The sequence below is a fragment of the Thermogemmatispora onikobensis genome (assembly GCF_001748285.1).
Taxonomy (GTDB): Bacteria; Chloroflexota; Ktedonobacteria; order Ktedonobacterales; family Ktedonobacteraceae; genus Thermogemmatispora; species Thermogemmatispora onikobensis.
Map to the genome: position 1 here is coordinate 1 of NZ_BDGT01000052.1, position 18,359 is coordinate 18,359.

The 18,359-nt window shown below is 61.3% G+C and carries 19 protein-coding genes and 1 other RNA gene; 11 read left to right on the top strand and 9 right to left on the bottom strand.

Going from position 1 to position 18,359, the window contains the following annotated elements; all coding sequences use genetic code 11:
- The 9 genes from tyrS to BGC09_RS18210 form a co-directional block, all read left to right on the top strand.
- Window positions 1-1,014, top strand: a 1,014-nt coding sequence (gene tyrS / locus BGC09_RS18170) for a tyrosine--tRNA ligase (protein WP_069805652.1), incomplete at its 5' end; no start/stop codon positions are given.
- A gap of 101 nt (window positions 1,015-1,115) precedes the next feature.
- Window positions 1,116-1,991 (top strand): S-methyl-5'-thioadenosine phosphorylase, encoded by an 876-nt coding sequence (gene mtnP, locus BGC09_RS18175; RefSeq protein ID WP_069805653.1) that lies wholly within the window; start codon window positions 1,116-1,118, stop codon window positions 1,989-1,991.
- Between the two features lie 434 nt (window positions 1,992-2,425).
- Window positions 2,426-2,525: signal recognition particle sRNA small type (ffs, locus tag BGC09_RS18180), an RNA gene on the top strand.
- A 318-nt stretch (window positions 2,526-2,843) separates the two neighbouring features.
- The gene (gene dnaX / locus BGC09_RS18185; RefSeq protein WP_069805654.1) at window positions 2,844-5,060 is read left to right on the top strand and encodes a DNA polymerase III subunit gamma/tau; all 2,217 of its coding nucleotides are present in this window, start codon (window positions 2,844-2,846) and stop codon (window positions 5,058-5,060) included.
- A gap of 12 nt (window positions 5,061-5,072) precedes the next feature.
- Window positions 5,073-5,369 carry a YbaB/EbfC family nucleoid-associated protein gene (locus BGC09_RS18190; protein WP_069805655.1) on the top strand — a complete coding sequence of 99 codons (297 nt, stop codon included), beginning with the start codon at window positions 5,073-5,075 and terminating at the stop codon, window positions 5,367-5,369.
- Window positions 5,370-5,372: 3 nt separating this feature from the next.
- Window positions 5,373-5,999: a recombination mediator RecR gene (gene recR, locus BGC09_RS18195; RefSeq protein WP_069805656.1), complete on the top strand. Its 627-nt coding sequence runs from the start codon at window positions 5,373-5,375 to the stop codon at window positions 5,997-5,999.
- A gap of 354 nt (window positions 6,000-6,353) precedes the next feature.
- Window positions 6,354-7,466, top strand: coding sequence for a recombinase RecA (gene recA / locus BGC09_RS18200; protein WP_369695698.1), 1,113 nt, complete (start codon window positions 6,354-6,356; stop codon window positions 7,464-7,466).
- A 471-nt stretch (window positions 7,467-7,937) separates the two neighbouring features.
- Window positions 7,938-8,699: a glucose 1-dehydrogenase gene (locus BGC09_RS18205; RefSeq protein ID WP_069805658.1), complete on the top strand. Its 762-nt coding sequence runs from the start codon at window positions 7,938-7,940 to the stop codon at window positions 8,697-8,699.
- A complete protein-coding gene (locus BGC09_RS18210) occupies window positions 8,696-9,094 on the top strand; it encodes a hypothetical protein (protein ID WP_069805659.1) in 399 nt (132 codons plus the stop codon). Before BGC09_RS18205 ends, BGC09_RS18210 begins: the two co-directional genes overlap by 4 nt.
- Before the next feature lie 214 nt (window positions 9,095-9,308).
- Here the strand turns inward: BGC09_RS18210 and BGC09_RS22985 are convergent, their stop codons facing one another.
- The 7 genes from BGC09_RS22985 to BGC09_RS18240 all read right to left on the bottom strand — a co-directional run bounded on the left by BGC09_RS22985 (window position 9,309) and on the right by BGC09_RS18240 (window position 15,633).
- Entirely contained in the window at window positions 9,309-9,482 is a 174-nt protein-coding gene (locus BGC09_RS22985) for a hypothetical protein (RefSeq protein WP_156025419.1), read from the bottom strand.
- 122 nt (window positions 9,483-9,604) lie between these two features.
- Entirely contained in the window at window positions 9,605-10,636 is a 1,032-nt protein-coding gene (locus BGC09_RS18215; RefSeq protein WP_069805660.1) for a zinc-binding dehydrogenase, read from the bottom strand.
- Between the two features lie 406 nt (window positions 10,637-11,042).
- Window positions 11,043-11,873, bottom strand: a complete 831-nt coding sequence (locus BGC09_RS18220) for a sulfite exporter TauE/SafE family protein (protein WP_069805661.1) — start codon at window positions 11,871-11,873, stop codon at window positions 11,043-11,045.
- Window positions 11,874-11,979: 106 nt separating this feature from the next.
- Window positions 11,980-12,480, bottom strand: a complete 501-nt coding sequence (locus BGC09_RS18225; protein ID WP_069805662.1) for a hypothetical protein — start codon at window positions 12,478-12,480, stop codon at window positions 11,980-11,982.
- A 78-nt stretch (window positions 12,481-12,558) separates the two neighbouring features.
- The gene (gene sat, locus BGC09_RS18230; protein ID WP_069805663.1) at window positions 12,559-13,743 is read right to left on the bottom strand and encodes a sulfate adenylyltransferase; all 1,185 of its coding nucleotides are present in this window, start codon (window positions 13,741-13,743) and stop codon (window positions 12,559-12,561) included.
- A 174-nt stretch (window positions 13,744-13,917) separates the two neighbouring features.
- Complete coding sequence (gene cysC / locus BGC09_RS18235; RefSeq protein ID WP_069805664.1) at window positions 13,918-14,514, bottom strand: adenylyl-sulfate kinase; 597 nt, start codon at window positions 14,512-14,514, stop codon at window positions 13,918-13,920.
- A gap of 120 nt (window positions 14,515-14,634) precedes the next feature.
- Window positions 14,635-15,633: a hypothetical protein gene (locus BGC09_RS18240; RefSeq protein WP_069805665.1), complete on the bottom strand. Its 999-nt coding sequence runs from the start codon at window positions 15,631-15,633 to the stop codon at window positions 14,635-14,637.
- Window positions 15,634-16,124: 491 nt separating this feature from the next.
- Between BGC09_RS18240 and BGC09_RS18245 the strand changes: the two genes are divergently transcribed.
- A complete protein-coding gene (locus BGC09_RS18245) occupies window positions 16,125-16,370 on the top strand; it encodes a hypothetical protein (RefSeq protein ID WP_069805666.1) in 246 nt (81 codons plus the stop codon).
- 175 nt (window positions 16,371-16,545) lie between these two features.
- Here BGC09_RS18245 and BGC09_RS22620 read toward each other — a convergent pair whose 3' ends face one another.
- A complete protein-coding gene (locus BGC09_RS22620) occupies window positions 16,546-16,824 on the bottom strand; it encodes a hypothetical protein (RefSeq protein WP_141727852.1) in 279 nt (92 codons plus the stop codon).
- A gap of 72 nt (window positions 16,825-16,896) precedes the next feature.
- On the opposite strand from BGC09_RS22620, the gene BGC09_RS18250 reads away from it, so the two are divergent.
- On the top strand, window positions 16,897-17,118 hold the full coding sequence (locus tag BGC09_RS18250) for a hypothetical protein (RefSeq protein WP_052889787.1): 222 nt from the start codon (window positions 16,897-16,899) through the stop codon (window positions 17,116-17,118).
- Between the two features lie 394 nt (window positions 17,119-17,512).
- Here BGC09_RS18250 and BGC09_RS18255 read toward each other — a convergent pair whose 3' ends face one another.
- A complete protein-coding gene (locus BGC09_RS18255; RefSeq protein ID WP_218104098.1) occupies window positions 17,513-18,358 on the bottom strand; it encodes a 2-oxoacid:ferredoxin oxidoreductase subunit beta in 846 nt (281 codons plus the stop codon).
- Window position 18,359: the final 1 nt, after the last annotated feature.

Consider the following 18,359-nt stretch of genomic DNA (forward strand, 5'->3'; position numbering starts at 1 on the left):
TGGACGGCGCGCCTGGGCGATCCAAGCGGACGAGAGAATGCGCGCAAGCCACTGAGCGCCGAGCAGGTCAAGGCCAATGCCGCTACTTATCTCGACCAGTTCTATCGCATCGTTGATCGCGAGCAGACCGAGGTACGCTGGCAGAGCGAATGGTTTGATCAGTTCACCCTGGCCGATGTCATGCGCCTGCTCAGCTACAAGACAGTGGCACAGATGCTGGCCCGCGACGATTTTGCCAAGCGTTTCCACAGCGGCATCGAGATCTATCTGTCAGAATTGATGTATCCACTCTTGCAGGGCTACGATTCAGTGGCACTGCGTGCCGATGTGGAGATCGGCGGTACCGATCAGACCTTTAATTTGCTGGTGGGGCGAGAGCTGCAGCCAATCTTTGGTCAGCCACCGCAGCAGATTCTCACGGTGCAACTGATCGTGGGGCTGGATGGCCAACTGAAGATGGGCAAATCGCTGAATAACTATATTGCCCTGACGGCCCCACCCAACGATATGTACGGCAAGCTGATGTCGCTGCCCGATCACGCGATGAGAAGCTACTTTGAGACGCTGACCGATGTCCCCGACGAGGAGCTGGAAGAGATGAGCCGCAAGATGGCCGAGGGGACACTTAACCCAATGGTGGTCAAGCGCCGCATGGCTCGTGAAATCGTGAGCGAGTTCCACGGTTCCGAGGCCGCTCAGGCAGCGGAGGAAGCTTTTATTCGCCAGTTCTCCCAGCGACAGCTCCCAGAGGAGATGCCTCTCTATCCGCTGACGGAGCCGGTCAATATTGTCACCCTCCTGGTGGAGGCCAGGCTCGTTCCCAGCCGCAACGAGGCCCGTCGCCTGATCCAGCAGGGAGGCGTGAGCTTCTTCCCCCACGGCGCTACCAGCGAGGTCCAAAAGATCGAGACGCCCGATTTCATGGTGCCTCCCAGTGAGGGCGCCGTACTCAAAGTTGGCAAGCTGCGCTATCTGCGCATTACTTCGCCTTCTTCTTCTTCAGTCCAGTCTTGAGAATGCTCGAAGCAGGTGGGCCTCGCAGCGCTGCCAAGGCTGTGCTGCGAGGCCCACACCCGACTTGATGATTTCTGCCAGCAAGGAGGAATGCGATCGCTATGCCACCACAGGCAACCATTGGGGTGATTGGCGGCAGCGGACTGTACCGCATGGAGGGGATGACCGATCTGGAGGAAGTGGCGGTAGAGACACCCTTTGGCCCCCCCAGCGATGTGATCACCATCGGCAAGCTGGAAGGGGTACCGGTGGCCTTCCTGCCGCGCCATGGACGAGGCCATCGCCTCAGCCCTACCGAGATCCCGGTGCGCGCTAATATTTGGGCCTTGAAGAGCCTGGGTGTGCAATGGGTCATCTCGGTGAGCGCCGTCGGCAGCTTGCGCGAGCACATTGCCCCGCGCGACCTGGTCGTGCCCAACCAGCTCTTTGATCGCACGAAGAGCCGTGTGAACTCCTTCTTCGAAGGCGGCCTGGTGGTTCATTGCACCTTCGCTGAGCCGTTCTGTCCCACTCTGAGCCGGCTCCTGCTGGAGACCGCCCGCGAACTCGGCGATGTGCGCGTACACGAGGGTGGGACCTATGTCTGCATCGAGGGGCCGCTCTTCTCAACGAAGGCGGAGTCTCTGGCTTACCGCAGCTGGGGCATGGACATTATCGGCATGACAGCCCTGCCCGAGGCCAAGCTGGCCCGCGAGGCCGAGCTGTGCTATGCGACCCTGGCCTGTGTGACCGACTACGATTGCTGGCATGAGAGTGAAGAGTCGGTCTCGGTGGAGCTGGTGGTACAGAATTTGAACGCCAATGTGACGAATGCTCAGCGCATTTTGCGCCGCCTGGTCAGCAAGATCCCTGCCGACCGCAGCATGGTGAGCTGCGATTGCTCCCAGGCGCTGGCTGCGGCTATCATTACCGACCGCGCCGTGATCCCCGAGGCGGTGCGCGAAAAATATCGCCTGCTGATCGAGAAGTATCTCTAATTCTGAGGCTACGCGGAGCACCTGCCCCCTGTCGACCCGACCGGCTGCAGTCCGGGGAGAAGGCAGGCCGCGCTCCGCCCGCCTCCGATTCGGGTCCCTCTCCCATCTATGGCAGCCCGGCCCTCTAGCCTGGCAGGGCGTGGAGCTGCTGCCCCAATTGGGTGATAGCCTCGGCAGGGTGACGCTCTCCCAGCAAGGCGCTGTAGACTGCCGCCTGAACGGCGCTGGAAAATTGCGCGTACTGCGCCAGGCGCGGACGTAACTGTCTCCGCGCCTCCAGCATTTTCCGAAAGAGGGACGCTTGCGTAACCCAGCATCAATCTTGACAAGAGACCTGGGACAGGTGTACAATAAGTCCTGGTCCGCGAAGGCAGATCCTGCAAGAGAGAACGAGCGGAACAGACCGGTTTTCTCCCCGCCCTGCCGCTCGGCGCAATTGGGTCCTGCGCGGCAGATGTCTGTGAACCCCGCCAGGTCCGTGAGGAAGCAACGGTAAATGGACCTCTCTGGGTGTCGCAGGGTTGCCTGATTGCGCTGAGCGGCAGGGCCGGGCGAAGGCCGGTTTTCTGTCTGTCTGGCACTTCCGTCTGCCTCACACGCGCATCCGTTCTGTCCTTCGCCCGACGGCCCAACCTCTACCGCCCCGCGGCACGTTGCCCTTGTCGGCGCGACGTGACATGACGTGCAGGTCCACCTGGCTGGTTCTTTGCTTTGATCTGGACCAGCACCAGCACCACCAGGCCCGAATAGCTAGGCCAGACCCGTTCTTGCTGGAATTTGTGAGAAGTATGCCCGGAGCGGCAGGCTGAGAGGTCGGTTGCAGAGGGGACGATCCGCACGAGGATACTGCATATGAGTTCACAGGCGCTTTATCGCAAGTGGCGTTCCCAGACCTTCGAGCAGATGGTTGGCCAGGAGGCCGTTGTCGAGACGCTGAAACACGCCCTCAGCAGCGGCAAGCTGGCCCACGCCTACCTGTTTACCGGTCCGCGCGGCACCGGCAAAACAACTACCGCCCGCCTGCTCGCGAAAACCATCAATTGCCAGCATCCTCGCAACGGCGAGCCTTGCAATGAGTGCCAGCAGTGCCGCGAGATTACCGCCGGAACCTCCTTCGATGTGATTGAGATCGACGCTGCCTCAAATCGCGGCATCGATAACATCCGCGAGCTGCGCGAGAAGGTCATGGTCCGCCCTACCTCCGGCAGGTACAAGGTCTATGTTCTCGACGAGGCCCATATGCTGACTACCGAGGCCTTCAATGCCCTGCTGAAGACCCTGGAGGAGCCGCCGGAGCATGCAATCTTCGTGCTGGCCACCACCGATATGCATAAGATGCCAGCCACGGTAATCTCGCGCTGCCAGTGCTTCTATTTCAAGCGCTTCACGACCCGCCAAATTGTGAACCACTTGCACTACATCGCCAACCAGGAAGGGGTGACGCTGGAGAAGGGAGCCGCTGAACTGATCGCGCGCGCCGCCGCCGGCGGGATGCGCGATGCCCTCAGCCTGCTGGATCAGGCAATCGCTTACTCGGGAGAGCGGGTCACGCTGGCTCAGGTGCAGGCGATGCTGGGCGTGGCCGACCCGCAGGCTATCGAGAAGCTGGTGCAGGCAGTGGCGGCAGATGAGAGCGCCACAGGTCTCCATCTGATCCACCAGCTGGCCGAGGATGGGGCCGACCTGCGCCAGGTCAACGCCCAGTTGGTGGAGTACTGGCGCGCTCTCATGCTGGCCCGCGCCGGGGCCTCCCTGGCCGAGATTCTGGATCGCAGCGATGAAGAGATCCGCCAGATCCAGGAGCTGGCCCGCCATTTCTCCCTGGAGGAATTGACAGGCTTTGCCCGCATCTGCGCCCAGAACGAGCTGCTTCAGAGGGGCCTGGGAACACCTCAATTGGCCCTGGAACTGGCTTTCCTGGAATGCCTGGAGCTGCGCCGCCGCGCTCAGATGGGTGAGACCCTGCCGTCAGCCACTGGCCCCGCCGGGCCCAGCGCCATGTCGCCTGCTCCCTCTCCCAGTACACGCCCAGCGCCACCGTCCTCTCCTTCAGGACGCAGCGAGGAGGAACAACACGGCGAGGCCAGCCCCTTGCGGCCATTCTTGCCCCCCTCGCGCTCAACGACAGCGGGCAGCGGACGCCCCCGCCCCGAGGCCGCTCTCCCCCCTTCGCCTGCCGCTAGCAGTACTATAGGAACAGCCGCCCCAATGGGAACGGCAACACCTGCCTCTGCGCCAGCCTCAGCCACCACCGCCAGCCGTCCAGGCTCCGGCGCTCGCCCGCTCTCCGGGGCCTCCTCAGCCGCAGCCTCAACCAGCGGAGGGACGCTGACGCTGCAGCAGGTGCAGCAGTCCTGGGAAACGATTCGGCGCCGCGTGAGCCAGAAAAATCACAAAGCCGCCTCCTGCCTCCAGGACTTCCACGTGGTGGATGTCGAGCAGCATGGTGGTCCGCCAATAGTGGTCATTCAGGCCGAGCATCAACCACACTTTGATTTTCTCAACCAGGGCAATCGCCATAAGCCGGTAGAGCAGGCTCTCGAGCTGGAATTTGGCATCAAATGCCTGGTGCGCCTCTTGCCTCCAGGCCAACCAGCAGGCTCGCCCCTCTTCGGACGCTCTGTGCTGCGTCGTGATCCCGCGACCTCAGCCAGTACCAACTCCCCCCAGGGGCAGGGAGTGGAGACTTCAGAGACGGGAACAGAAGAGCCTCAGTTAAAGGCAAGTGGCCCCGAGGCCCCAGACTTCCCCCCCCTTGCCAGAAACGGCACGGTGACAGAAAATGAAAGAGGAGGTGGCAGACCCGAGGCAGAAGCAGTCTCTATCGAGTACGCGGAGCCAGCGGCCCAGCCACCCGCGCCTCCTGCTCCCAGGCGCGCTCCTGCCGTCGCCGAGAACCGACCTGAGCGTGCAACCCCGGCGACCAGCGCGCCCCACCCCCAGAGCAATGGCGCTTTGCCTCCGCCGGCGGGATTGCGAGCGAAGGCAAGCAGCGATCCACGGGTGCAGGAGGTCATCAAGACCTTCAACGCGGAGATCATCGACATCGACATTGAAAAAAGCGAGTGAGGAGCTTCTCTTATGAACATGCGAGAAATCATGAAGGCTCAGCAGCGCCTGCAAAAATTGCAGGAGGAACTAGAGCAGAGTCAGTTTAACGGGAGCGCAGGAGGCGGTGCAGTCACAGTCACCATGAAAGGCAACTACGAGATCACCGCCATCAAAATCGATCCCGAGGCGGTCAATCCTGAAGACATCGGCGAGCTAGAGGGGATGCTGCTGTCGGCAGCCAGGGATGCCTTCAGCAAAGTGGCTGAGGCGCAACAGAAGATGGTCAGCTCGATCACAGGCGGCATCAAGATTCCGGGATTGTTCTAGACTATGAGCGAGCTGGCTCCCCCTGTTGCGGCCCTCATCGAGGAGTTCTCGAAGCTGCCGGGCATCGGCATCAAGACCGCACAGCGCCTGACCTTTTATGTGCTGCGCAGCCCAGCCGATCAGGCGCGCCGACTGGCCGAGGCCATTTTGCGTGTCAAGGAGAGCATCATTTACTGCTCGCGCTGCTTCAATATCACGGAGCACGATCCCTGCAGCATCTGTGAAGATCCTCAGCGCGATCGCCAGCTGGTCTGCGTGGTTGAGGAGCCGCTGGATGTCCTGGCCCTGGAACGCACCGGGGCCTACAAAGGTCTCTACCACGTGCTGCATGGCGCGCTCTCTCCCCTGGAAGGCATCGGGCCTGATAATCTGCGCATCAAAGAGTTGCTCGAACGCATCAGACACGAGGAGATTCACGAGGTCGTGCTGGCCACCAATCCCAACTTCGAAGGCGAGTACACGGCCAATTACCTGGTCTCTCGCCTGAAAGAGCTAAAGCCAGAATTGGCCCCACGCCAATTGAAGATCACGAGCCTGGCCCGCGGCTTGCCTATCGGCGGCGACCTGGAATATGCCGATGAGGGTACCCTGCGCCGCTCCATTGAGGGACGCCTCGATCTCGGCGCCTGAAGCCTGCCAATGTCTTCCGTTCCGCTCGCTTGTTGACTTTCTTTGACAGATGTTCTACACTCATGCTGATCTTGCTCCTTCTATTCTAGCTCGCCAGAACCTGGCATGAGTCAGAATCAGCCGACGCCACCAGGGACCAGCGGCGAACAGGCATAAGAGCAGCACAGCAGGAGAGATCACTCAGAGCGAAGAGGGGTGGAAGCCGCCTCTTCCGCTTTCTGACCCTCACGAGGGAAGATATTCTGTGAGAGCGAGAACAGCAGGAGGTCATCCGATGCTGCCCGCGTTTACCTCTCACTTGGCAGGGGCATCGGGCCGCTTGTGGTTGGATATAGCACGAAAGGTGGCACTATGATGACCAGGAAAGAGAAGATGAGCATCGCTTCGGGCACGAATAGTAGCGCCCCGGCCAGTGAGCGGGAGCGCGCGCTTGAACAGGCCGTCCAGCAGATCGAGCGTCGCTTCGGGAAAGGGGCCATTATGCGCCTGGGCGAGGCGGCTCACGCTCAGGTGGAGGCGATCCCAACGGGATCAATCGCCCTCGATCTGGCAATCGGTGTGGGCGGCGTGCCTCGCGGTCGCATTACAGAGATCTATGGCCCGGAGTCCTCGGGAAAGACAACGCTCTGCTTGCATATCATCGCCAACGCTCAGCGCGCCGGCGGCTATGCGGCTTTTATCGATGCGGAGCATTCGCTCGATCCAGCCTACGCCGCTCGCTGCGGGGTGGATATCACGAATCTGTTGATCTCTCAGCCGGATTCGGGCGAGCAGGCCCTGGAGATTCTCGACGCCCTGGTGCGCAGTGGAGCCGTGGATGTGGTGGTGGTGGATTCGGTGGCCGCTTTGACTCCCCGCGCCGAGATCGAGGGCGAGATGGGCGATTCCCATGTCGGCCTCCAGGCCCGCCTGATGAGCCAGGCCATGCGTAAGCTGACATCGGCTATCACAAATTCGAACGCCGCGATCATCTTTACGAACCAGCTGCGCGAAAAGGTGGGCGTGATGTTCGGTAACCCGGAAACCACTTCCGGTGGCCGCGCGCTGAAGTTCTATGCTTCGGTCCGCCTGGATATCCGTTCAACGGATACGATTAAGGTCGGCCAGGAAGTAATCGGTCGCCGTACCCGGGTGCGCGTGGTGAAGAATAAGGTGGCCCCTCCCTTTAAGGTGGCTGAGTTCGATATTATGTATAGCGAGGGTATTTCTCGCGAGGGTGGCCTGCTCGATCTGGGCCTGGAGATGGGCCTGGTGAAGAAGAGCGGCGCCTGGTTCACTGTGGGCGATATCCGCCTCGGTCAGGGTCGCGAGAATGCGAAGGAGTTCCTTCGCCAGAATACGGATGTGGCCCAGGCTCTGGAAGAGCAGATTCGCAGCAATATGCTGTCGTTCCGCGGTGGCGAGGCCGAGCCACTGGAGGATGGCCACGCAGATGAATCTCCGACAGAGGCGCTGGAGGAGCTTTGAGCGCCTCTCAGCAATGAGTGCGTGAGCAAGATGAGGCGAGAAGCAGCTTGATCAGTCGGCAGGCAGCCCTTAGCCCAAGAGGCTGAGCGCTCTGCTATCGCCGCCGCTCCTGGCCGCTGGCTCTCTGGCCCGGTCCGCTGTCGTCTTGGCTCGCTTGCTCTCTCACCATACAGCACCAGAGTGGCGCGGGCGGCGAAAGAGGTCGGGCCGTCCGCGCTTTGCTATTTCCGGCAGGCAGGCAGACAGACAGACAGACAGACAGACAGACAGACGGCGCGAACAGCGCTCGTCTCGCCTATCTTCCATTGGCTCGTCGCTCGCCTGTCTTCCTGGCCGGCCCGTCCCACTCGACTGGCCCTGCTCTCTCCGGCTGGCTGGCCACTTGTGAGTGCTCGCCCTCGTGGGCAGAGGCAAGCGAGAGGAAAAGCAGCCAGGCCAGTCAGTACGCAGTTCGTATGACGAGGAGGCTCTATGGGACAGGTTCGCTTCGACTTTAGCGGTGAGGTGGCGCTGATTACCGGTGGTTCCCGCGGTCTCGGCCTGGAGATCGCTGAGGCTTTCGGTCAGGCCGGCGCAACGGTGATCATTACGGCTCGTCGCGAGCAGTGGCTCGCGGAGGCGGAGCGCCATCTGAAGGAACAGGGGATCACGGTCTCCGCTCAGCTCTGTAATGTGGCCGAGGCCGAGGCCGTCGAGGCCCTGGTCCGCCAGAGTCTGGCCCTCTATGGGAAAATCGATGTGCTGGTCAATAACGCCGGCCAAACCTGGGGCGCGCCCGCCGAGGAGATGCCCCTGGAGCGCTGGCGCCAGGTGCTGGAGACCAATGTGACGGGAACGTTCCTGATGTCTCAGGCAGTCGGGCGCCATATGCTGGAGCGCCAAAAAGGCTCGATCATCAATGTGGCTTCGATTGCGGGCCTGAGCGGCGAGCAGCTACGAACGGTGGGCTATAACGCCAGCAAGGCCGCGGTGATCAATCTGACGCGCTCTCTGGCCGTGGAGTGGAGCGGGCGCGGGGTGCGCGTCAATGCGGTGGCGCCCGGGATGTTCCGCACCCGGATGACGGAGGCCATACTGGAACGGGCTGAGAGCTATATTGCGAGTACTACGCCAATGGGCCGCATTGGGCAGCCGGGCGAGCTGGCTCCGGTGGTACTCTTCCTGGCTTCTGAGGCGGCGAGCTATATCACCGGCCAGGTGCTGGCTGTGGATGGAGGACGCAGCGCTCAGTGAGCGAGGAGCTGATTCTCCCAACGCTGCGCTGGCTGCCGGAAGCGCAGGGCTGGCAGCCGTTCCGCGGCCTTCAGCCCTGTGACTGGCCACCCCAGGTGGAACCCGAGCGCCTCCCTCGCCCGGCCTACGCAGTCGGGACGCGCGTCTATTTCGAGTACGTCGGTCCCCGCCCCTGGGAGGGCGTCATTCAGCTGATCGAGCTGCCCGGCGGTCGCTATCAGCCTTGGGAGGACCTCGATGCGCTGATCGCCCGCCGCTACTATCGGCCCGAGGCGATCGTCTACCTGATCCAGGCCCGCGGCCACCTGCGCCTGGTACGCGCCCCGCGCATTCTCGGCCTTTCAACAGGGAGTGAGCTGCGCCCTTTGCTGGAACATGGCTATGAGGATTTCTGAGCCAGGCCAGAGCCGGACGCTGTCCACTCCACCTCAAGACGCCTCGCCTCGCCTCCCTTCACTGAGCGTGAAGCGTGAGCCAGAGCGGGCAGCCCAGCCAGCCAGAAAGAACAAGCTGGCTGTCCGCTCGCTCACCGTGCCTCTGGACAGGCTCCCTCCGCGGGTTCACGCTGGCCGGCGCCCAATCGGCTGGCTGGTCGGCAAGGAGCTTCCCTTAGCTCTCGTGCTCGCCCAGCAGGCGGCGCACAATGAGGAAGGTGATCAGGGCACTGATCACCGTGACGGCCAGGACCAGGATGATGGTTAGCCGCTGGTCCTGCTGCTCCTCCTCTGGCTGATCAACGATTTCGATGGGGCGGCTGCTCGCCTCGCCGGTTGTCTGTGTCATGACACTGCTCCCTTCTGCTCGGCTTGCGTACCTCTCTGTTCTTTTCTGTTCTTTGGGCCGGTGAGGTTCTGATCGCTCACTGCCCTCGCTCGCGCTTGTGGCACCCTGCTGCGACCCCTTCCTCAATCGTTGGGAAGGATGACGAGTTTGCCAAATTGCTGGCGTTCCTCCATGAGACGCAGGGCTTCGGCGATGGCGCTCAGGGGATAGGTGCCATGCACCACCGGTTTGAGCTGACCACGCGCCACGAGCTTGAGAACTTCGGCCAGGTCGTGGCGTGTGCCTCCATAGGAACCGATGAGAGCAATCTCTTTAATGAAAAGCAACCAGACATTGGTTTCGGCCACATCGCCGCTGGTTGAGCCGCAGGTCACCAGGCGCCCCTTGCGCGCGAGGCAGGCGATGTCTTGCTGCCAGGTATCTCTGCCAATGTGATCGACGATAACATCGACGCCCCGCTTGTTGGTCAGGCGTCGGATCTCCTGCACCAGGTCCGCCGTCCGATAGTTGATGACCTCGTCGGCTCCCAAAGCTCGCGCTCGCTCCAGTTTCTCGTCTGAGCTGGCAGTGGCAATGACCCGCGCACCGCAGAGCTTGGCGATCTGAATGGCCGCGCTGCCAACGCCGCTGCCAGCTGCCTGGACGAGCACATCCTGGCCCGGCTGCAGCGGGGCCCGGCTGGTGAGCATATGCCAGGCGGTGATGGTCGAAAGGGTCACCGCCGCGGCGGAGACGAAGTCGAGGCCCTCTGGCAAAGGAACAATGCTGGAGGCGGGCACACGCACGTATTCCGCAAAGCCTCCTTGACTGGCCAGACCAATGATATCGCTGTTGAGGCAGAGCACTTCCTCGCCCGAGCGACAATACTCGCAGCGGCCACAGAAGAGGTATGGCGCCACTGCCACCCGCTGGCCTACGCTCAGCCCGCTAACGGCGTCCCCCAGGGCGTCAATCTCGCCAGCGATCTCTGAACCACAAATATGGGGCATCGGGGCTACCCTGGTTCTCCCACGGCGTGAGTGCAAATCAAGATGATTCACTCCGCAGGCCCGAACTTTGACAATGACGTCCTGGGGACCAGGCACCGGATAGGGTACTTCTTCGATTTGCAGGACCTCCAGGCCACCGGTCTGGTGAAAGACTGCGGCTTTCATGTTGCCTCCCGTTGGCAAGAGATGGATATTTGCTACGTATGCAAGCTATGATGTATTGTACTCCATTCTCTTGCTTTCGCCCAGATTGTGTGCATCTGGTAATGCTCGCCCTGCCAATCTCAACGACTGCCTTCTACTGCCAGCCTGGAGGAAGAGTGGCAGCGCGCTGGCTTGCCTGTCAGATCCCTTCTCAAGCAGGAGAAGCAAAGAGAGAAGAGGAAGAGGGCTGCCCTGCTGGCGAGGGCGAGGCCCAGTCAGGGGGGCTATCAGGCCAAAAACAAGATCGACCGCAAGGGAGAGAGGGAGGCGCTACGGTTGCTCTGGCCTCCCTCTCCCGAGCGACCTCTCCCTGTGAGGTCGTCTGTAGGAGGGCCACTGTCCACTTTGTCCGCGCTGCTCGCTTTTGTTAGATTAGCTTTAAACCTGAGACGGCCAGGACAATGGCCAGGACAGGGTTGAGCAGTTGATCAGGGATAAATTTACTGAGCTTGCTGCCAAGGTAGACGCCAGGCAGAGAGCCGAGCAGGAGCAGGCCGACGATCTCCCAGTTAATCGAGCCGGAGCTCAGATAGCCCACCATGCCGGCCAGGAGGAGGAGAAACGCCTGGAAGATGTCGGTACCAACAAGCTTCTTTGGTCCCAATTCGGGATACAAGAAGGCCAGGGTGACGATAATCAGGGTACCGCTGCCAACAGAGGTAAGCCCTACCAGGAAGCCAACAAAGGCCCCCGCCAGGATCAGGAGCACCCGCCGATACCAGGATGGATGACCTTCCGCTTCTTCGCTCTTCCCTTCTCCTTGCCCGGCCTCTATGGCCGCCTTTTTGCGCTCGCGCGCTCTCCGCTCGGCATAGCGCAAAAGATAGGGCCGCGCCAGCAAAAGGACAGCAACCAGCACCAGCGTGTACCCAATGGCATGGAGCAGAATGGTATTGATTAGATGACCGTAGTGGGCGCGAATGTATTGCACAAGCAAGACGCTGACGAGAATGGCTGGCACACTTCCACAGGCGAGCCAGAGGGCGGCGCGAAAGTCGATCTGACGCTGACGCGCATGGATGATGGTGCCAAAGCCCTTGGTGATGGCCGAGTAGGTCACGTCCGAGGTCACAGCCCATAACGGGGGAATACGGAAGAGCAGGATCATGATGGGGGCCAGAAGCGAGCCTCCCCCCATGCCGGTCAGGCCGATGAGGAACCCGACCATCAGCCCTGCAAGCGATATGCGAAAATCCATCAATATACCTCCCACACAGGTAACTCAACCAACGCTCGATACCACGGATACTCTGGACTCTGCTGGCTGAATGCCCTGTCCTGACAGAGAGACAACCCGCTGCCCGTCAGCAAGATCCAGCCCCCGGCGCCCCAGGGATCTCTTGTAGGGTTGTCGCTTTGTCTTCTCTACCGATCAACCTGGCAGCGGACTGAGCGGCCCGCTGCCCCTCCTGGCAGAAGATGAGAAGAGGCAGAGCCAGAGGAAGCAGCGAGAGGAGGGCAAGCTGCAGCAACACCTGCTGACCTCCTGGTTGCTCCAGTGGAGCTTGACCGCGTCGCCGGCGCTGAACCACAATGAGGAGCGCATACAGCAGGAGCGTCAGCTCGTTCAGAGCCACCCCCAGGAAAAAGCCGACGCCGCCCAGCACCAGGTAATGGGAGAGGACCGGATGCCGCTCTGTCAGCCGCGCAAGAAGCCAGAGGCCAGCTGCAGTGTAGCCACCGGTGGCCAGCGCCAGCTCGACCAGAATGAGGCCGGCACCGTGGACAGCCATCTCTAGCGTCAGAAAGCGTCGCAGCGATGGCAGCCTGCGGTTTGCGTCCGAGTTAGATCTCGCTGCTAACATCTCTCTCTTTCCTCCGTCTCCTTGCTCCTGATCGCTTGCTCCGCGCGATCACCTCCTTGTCAGGCGCCGGCCTGCAGGCTAGCGGTTGGCGCCTTCCTCGCTCCGCTCGCGCATGGCCTCGATCAGAATGCGCGCCACTTCGGGCCGCGTGAATTCGTGGGGGGGCATCTGGCCAGCACGCAGCATCTGGCGCACTTTCGTGCCGCTGAGAATAACATGCTGGCTGCTGTCATGAGGACAGGTTTTGGTCGAGGCCATGCCCTCACAGGCACGGCAATAGAAGGTATGGTCAAAGAAGAGCGGCGTGATGCCGAGCAGCTTTGCATCAAATTCGGCAAAGATGTGATGGGCATCGTAGGTCCCATAATAGTTGCCGACGCCGGCATGGTCACGCCCTACAATGAAGTGAGAACAGCCGTAGTTCTTGCGTAGAATAGCGTGAAAGATCGCCTCACGTGGTCCAGCGTAGCGCATGGCCGCCGGGAGCACACCGAGAATGACACGGTCGGCAGGATAGTAGTGCTCTAGTAGCACCTCGTAGCAACGCATGCGCACAGTGGCGGGAATGTCATCGTCTTTGGTGACGCCGACCAGGGGGTGCAGATAGAGGCCATCGACGATCTCGAGGGCGCATTTCTGAATATATTCATGGGCCCGATGGACGGGATTGCGCGTCTGAAAACCGACGACGCGCCGCCAGCCACGCTCTTGAAAAAGGCGCCGCGCCTGCTGCGGTGTGTAGCGATAAGCGGCAAAGGTCTGCTCTGGCAACGTCAGGATACGTACGCGCCCACCAAGGAGAACGTCGCCCTGCTGGTAGAGGGCTTTGACGCCGGGATGCGCCTCGTCATCGGTGCGATAGACCCGCCGCGCCTCGCGCTGCTTGTCATAGCGATACTTTTCTTCAAGCGTCAGTATCGCCTGCGGCAGACCGCGCGCATCAACGAGGGCCACCTCGCCGCCTTCCTTGAGAGGAGCAGCCCGCTCCGGGTCGGTAGCCAGGGTAATGGGAATGGTCCAGGGAAGGCCGTTGCTAAGGTGCATCTCTTCGACAACACTCTCGTAGTCGGTCCGCGTCATAAAGCCACGCAGGGGACTGTAGGCCCCCACAGCGAGCATCTCCAGGTCCGCCAGCTCGCGGGTCCCGACGGGCACCTGTGGCAGGCGGCGCGCCCGCTCACTTAGCTCTTGCCTCTCGCTCTCGTCAACCAGGTTGATGACTAGCTCGCCCCCATGAGGGGCAATCAATCCATCTTCTGACATCTGCCGTTTTTCTCCTGCTGCTTGCTCTCTACTGGTACGCTCTCACGATGGGTCATCGCTCTCTCCCTGGACCGCCCGTCAGCCCGACCCGGAGCCGCTTCCATCTGTGCTCCTGCACTCCGGTGGAGCAGGCCGGGCCAGGCACCAGGCATAGTGCTGCTTGCCCAGCCTGGCTTAGGAGGCCAGGCTCTCGCCAGAGTGGCCCACCGGGACCACCTCCTCTGCAAACTCTGGCTCCAGATAGCCCAGCTCGACCAGGCGGGCAAAGATGCGCGCCACGCTCTGCTCCGGCGCCTCACGGTCCGTTTCAATGATCAGCTCGGGCTGCTCCGGCTCTTCGTAGGGATCATCAACCCCGGTGAAGTTTTTGATCTTGCCTTCGTCGACGAGACGATAGAGACCCTTGACGTCGCGCGCACGGCAGACCTCCAGCGGACATCTGACGTAGATCTCGACAAAGCGCCCGATCTCGCGCCGCGCCCATTCGCGTGCTTCGCGATAGGGGGAAATGGCCGCTGAAATACAGATCACGCCGTTGCGCGTCAGCAGCTTGCAGACAAAGGCAATGCGCTTAATGTTGGTATCGCGGTCCTCGCGACTGAAACCCAGACCCTTGCTCAGATGGGTGCGTACCTCGTCGCCATCCAGCACCTCGACGTTGCGCCCACGCGCCCGTAAGCGCTGCTCGACCGCGCGGGCCAGGGTGCTCTTGCCTGCGCCAGAGAGACCGGTAAACCAGAGCGTAAAGCCGCTATTGCCATTCGTTGTCATGAGCCTCTGCTCTCTCCTTTTTTCTTCTTCTTGTTCTCTGGGTTCTTGCTTCTGAGTGATGGCTGTCCCTGCTTGCTGACCAGGAAAGACTGCGCTGGGGCCGACGGCCAGGGCACCCTCTTACGCTTGAGTGCTGGCCCCTGTAAGCGATGGCTGAGACTCGCGCGCGACCTCTTGTAGCACAAGGGCTTCGTAGAGACGCCACTCAGGATCGAACTGGATGGTGGTCAACTCGGCGGTACCGCTGTTGCCCGCGCGCAGGACGACACGCGACCGCTTCCCATCAACCAAGACCCAGGTCTGCGAGCGCGGTTCATAGCTGCAGTCCTGGAGCCAGTCGGTATCAGCATCAACGACGGCCTCGATGCTAGCTCTGCTGCTGGGATGAGTCAGCCGGGCCAACAGCGCCCGCCCGCCAACGGTATCGGCCACAGTGAAGTGCTCGGCATCCAGGATGCGCACAGAGTGAGGATGATCCAGCCCCTCCAGCACTGGCTGCCATGCACCGCTCTCGCGATCAATGGCGATCACCATCCCTTGATGGAAGAGTGAGGCCAGAATGATCCCCGTGGGATGCTCCGCGACGGAGTTGACATGAGTGGTCTGGCTGAGAGTGCCGTATTTCTCCTGACGATGGTCACGCGCTTTGTCAAGCTGCCGCAGGGCCCCAGTAGGAGTATGGGCGAAGCCGTGATCAGTGGCCCACCACTGCCACAGAACCTCACCTTCGCGGCTGACCTCTACCACGAGGTCAAGACCGGTGCTGGCTACCAGATAGCCGCGCGCGCTGCGCGAGATGGAATGCAAGGCGTTGAAGAGGGGCAGCGAGATCACATCACGGCGCAGCTCGCGCAACAGCGGATCGACTTCGTGAATACTGGTGGCGGTGGTAACCAGCACTCCCTCATCGGAGGGAACCATGCCCGCCGCCATGCTGAGCGGCAGTGTGCGCTCAATCTTCCCATCAACAACCAGACTGAGCAGTCCCCCCAGGTCCTCGTTGGGCTTCTGCAGACTGCCACGCACAGTCAACGGACAGGCAAGCTGCTGGCCCGTATCGGCCCAATGCTTTTTGAGAGTCGAGTGCTTGGTTGAGATGCAGCTGACGAGAAGGTTCATAACCGCGCTTCTCTCCCTTTCTGGCCCTGCTCAGCCAGGTCTCTCTCGGGCAAGGCCATTGTGAACATGATGTCATGATGACCGGTCACGATAGGCCCAGGCGGGCCACTGCGGGCAGCGCCTCCAGCGTGGGCACAAAGAGGACCGAACCAACGCCTGGCCAGGCCGGCTCGGTCCGGTCCCCTCTGGCACCATCGCCGCACGCACGCTTTGTTCTTCCGCCCCACCCTTTACGCTGTCCGCTTTGTTGATTTTGTCTATCAACAATGTCGAGTACATCTGTTGTTACTATACTACTGTAGAGGATCGCATCTTGTCAACCCTAGGGCCGCTAGAGCAGAGCAGGCCCAGCCAGCGAGCCGGCCAGGACCTGAACCCTTGACGCTGTGCCTGTCACGCGCTATCATCGGAGAAGTTACCAGACAGCTATGAGGAAAGTATCAACAGACTATCAAAAGATTGCAAAAGATCGGTAGGCGTAGAGACGGAAGATGTTGAACAAGCTACGGGGTCGCAATCTCGCTCATCCTGGCTGCTTAGTGGGGACGACGCTCGGGCTAACGATCGGCCTGATTCTTGCGGCGGTTTTGGCGGCCAGCTTTAACGTAGATATCAATGTGGACCTGATCATCTGGTTCGGCCTGACGGTAGTGCTGGGGGGAGTGGGCTGGATTATCGGTGATCGTCTCTCTTCGCGCTTTCCAGCTCTTGAAGAAGAGCAGCCGCCGCAGACCTGACGGGGTTGCTCTTTCAGGCCCCACCGTAGGGGTAAGCGAGCAGGTCAGTCAGCGCCGGGCGGTCAGGCTGAGAGCAGGCTAGCAGGGAGGCTGGCGCCTGGCGATATTTTGTGGTATAGTAGTTTCTAACTACAAGGATCTCTCGGTTCCACTTGTTCCTGGCAGAGGCGAGGCGTCAGGCAGCGTATGAACCGTTTTCCTTGCCAGCAAGCTGAGCAAAGCCGCTCCAGCGCTCGGGCAATGACGCACAGTGCGTATCGTCGTTGACCGGCTCCGTATCACTGTGGTATCGATCGCTCGCTCGTTGTGGTAGCCCTGGTACCGTGGTGGCCTCCGTGGCGGCTCCTGCGATGCCCATCCTGGCGGCTTCCCCGGCCCTGTTCACCACATGCCACTGATCACCGATACGGGTCCGTTCCTTTTGTTTCAGTCCGAACCTACTGCTTCTTGTCATCTTTTCCCCTTCATGCCAGAAACGATGCGTAGCAGTGACGTGTCTGCCCGACACGGTCCAGGAGGACAAGCGATGTCAAAGAATGAGTTTCATCAGCCCGTCTCTAGCGATTCGGCCCCCAGGGGCAGCCGCTGTGAATGGTGCGGTGAGCCGGCGGAGCGGCAGCTCACGGCCATTGGCGGCCTCTACCATAACGACGGCGGCCTCTTCTGTCGCCCCTGTGGTGAGAAGTTTATCCAGGCAGTCCTGAACTCGCTGCAGTTTCCCGGTCAGTTTGGTCTGAGCGCGCGCTAGCGAACGAGCCGCTCACTCAGGCCAATCCCAGCGCCATCCAGGTAAGCCTGGCTTGCTCTCGCCTGGCCCGGCCCAGTCTGTCTTGCCCATCTTTTACTGCAACCACAGCCCGCCGTCACGCAGGCAGGGAAGGAAGGGCCTGTCACTTCTCCGCGGGGCTTTCGTTTGCTCCTCGCTCCCCCCTCACCTTCAGAAGATTGCAAAGAAAGAGGACGCGCCTGGCAGGACTTGAGCCGGCGCGTCCTCTGGCCATCTTTCTCCGCGCTGTTCGTCTCCTGAGCTGCCGCGCTGTGCCTCGCCCTCGCGCTGCCGATGGGTGGGGGAGAGACAAGCAAGCAAGCAAGCAAGCAGAAAGGCAGGCAGGCGAGCACTGGCGGAGCGAGAGGAGACACGGCTAAGCGTAGCGTCGAATGTATTCCTCGATGCGGAACTCGCGAGGTTCAACGACCTCACGGGCCACGCTTTCCATTGTTGGCCGCTCCTCGCGGTAAAAGAGGCCGATGTACTGCTTCTCGCTGTCGAGGGCATACTCCAGAGCCTTGAGCCGGTTGCTCGGATCATGGTCCTCCGGCAGCGGCGCGACAGCGGCATCCCAGGCATCGAAGGTATTATAGAAGGTTGGGCAGGGGCTAAGCACATGCACAAAGGAGAAACCTCGATGCAGGGTAGCCTGTTCGATGAGGGCCGCCAGCTCCTTGGGGCGAGCGGAGTAACCGCGGGCCACGAAGCTCACGTTCAGCGAGAGAGCGGTCGCGACCGGATTGAACTGCGAGGCCAGCAGGCCATAGGGCGACGACTTCGTCTTGTGGCCATGTGGCGAGGTAGGCGAGGTCTGCCCTTTAGTCAGGCCATAGGTCTCGTTATCCATCACGATGGCTGTAATATCGATATTGCGCAGGGCGGCATGCACCAGATGGCCCACGCCGATGCTGAAGAAGTCGCCATCGCCCCCCACGGCAATCACCGTCAGGTCAGGGCGGGCCATCTTCAGGCCCTGGGCGACCGGGAGGGCGCGCCCATGGACGCTATGGAAGCCGAAGGTGCGAATAAAATGGGGGAAGCGGCTGGAGCAGCCAATACCCGAGACAACCACCGTCTGATCGACCGGCAGCTTGAGGGCGGCCATGCTGCGCAGCGTCGCGTTGAGCACACCAAAATCGCCGCAACCCGGACACCAGGTCGGCTTAACCTCGCTCTTGTAGTCCTTGAGCGTGAGCGTTGGAGTGGTTGACTGAACCACG

Coding starts and splice junctions, on each gene's coding strand:
- mtnP (WP_069805653.1), top strand. CDS start 1,116: ATGCCACCACAGGCAACCATTGGGGTGATTGGCGGCAGCGGACTGTAC.
- dnaX (WP_069805654.1), top strand. CDS start 2,844: ATGAGTTCACAGGCGCTTTATCGCAAGTGGCGTTCCCAGACCTTCGAG.
- BGC09_RS18190 (WP_069805655.1), top strand. CDS start 5,073: ATGAACATGCGAGAAATCATGAAGGCTCAGCAGCGCCTGCAAAAATTG.
- recR (WP_069805656.1), top strand. CDS start 5,373: ATGAGCGAGCTGGCTCCCCCTGTTGCGGCCCTCATCGAGGAGTTCTCG.
- recA (WP_369695698.1), top strand. CDS start 6,354: ATGACCAGGAAAGAGAAGATGAGCATCGCTTCGGGCACGAATAGTAGC.
- BGC09_RS18205 (WP_069805658.1), top strand. CDS start 7,938: ATGGGACAGGTTCGCTTCGACTTTAGCGGTGAGGTGGCGCTGATTACC.
- BGC09_RS22985 (WP_156025419.1), bottom strand. CDS start 9,482: ATGACACAGACAACCGGCGAGGCGAGCAGCCGCCCCATCGAAATCGTT.
- BGC09_RS18215 (WP_069805660.1), bottom strand. CDS start 10,636: ATGAAAGCCGCAGTCTTTCACCAGACCGGTGGCCTGGAGGTCCTGCAA.
- BGC09_RS18220 (WP_069805661.1), bottom strand. CDS start 11,873: ATGGATTTTCGCATATCGCTTGCAGGGCTGATGGTCGGGTTCCTCATC.
- BGC09_RS18225 (WP_069805662.1), bottom strand. CDS start 12,480: ATGTTAGCAGCGAGATCTAACTCGGACGCAAACCGCAGGCTGCCATCG.
- sat (WP_069805663.1), bottom strand. CDS start 13,743: ATGTCAGAAGATGGATTGATTGCCCCTCATGGGGGCGAGCTAGTCATC.
- cysC (WP_069805664.1), bottom strand. CDS start 14,514: ATGACAACGAATGGCAATAGCGGCTTTACGCTCTGGTTTACCGGTCTC.
- BGC09_RS18240 (WP_069805665.1), bottom strand. CDS start 15,633: ATGAACCTTCTCGTCAGCTGCATCTCAACCAAGCACTCGACTCTCAAA.
- BGC09_RS18245 (WP_069805666.1), top strand. CDS start 16,125: ATGTTGAACAAGCTACGGGGTCGCAATCTCGCTCATCCTGGCTGCTTA.
- BGC09_RS22620 (WP_141727852.1), bottom strand. CDS start 16,824: ATGACAAGAAGCAGTAGGTTCGGACTGAAACAAAAGGAACGGACCCGT.
- BGC09_RS18250 (WP_052889787.1), top strand. CDS start 16,897: ATGTCAAAGAATGAGTTTCATCAGCCCGTCTCTAGCGATTCGGCCCCC.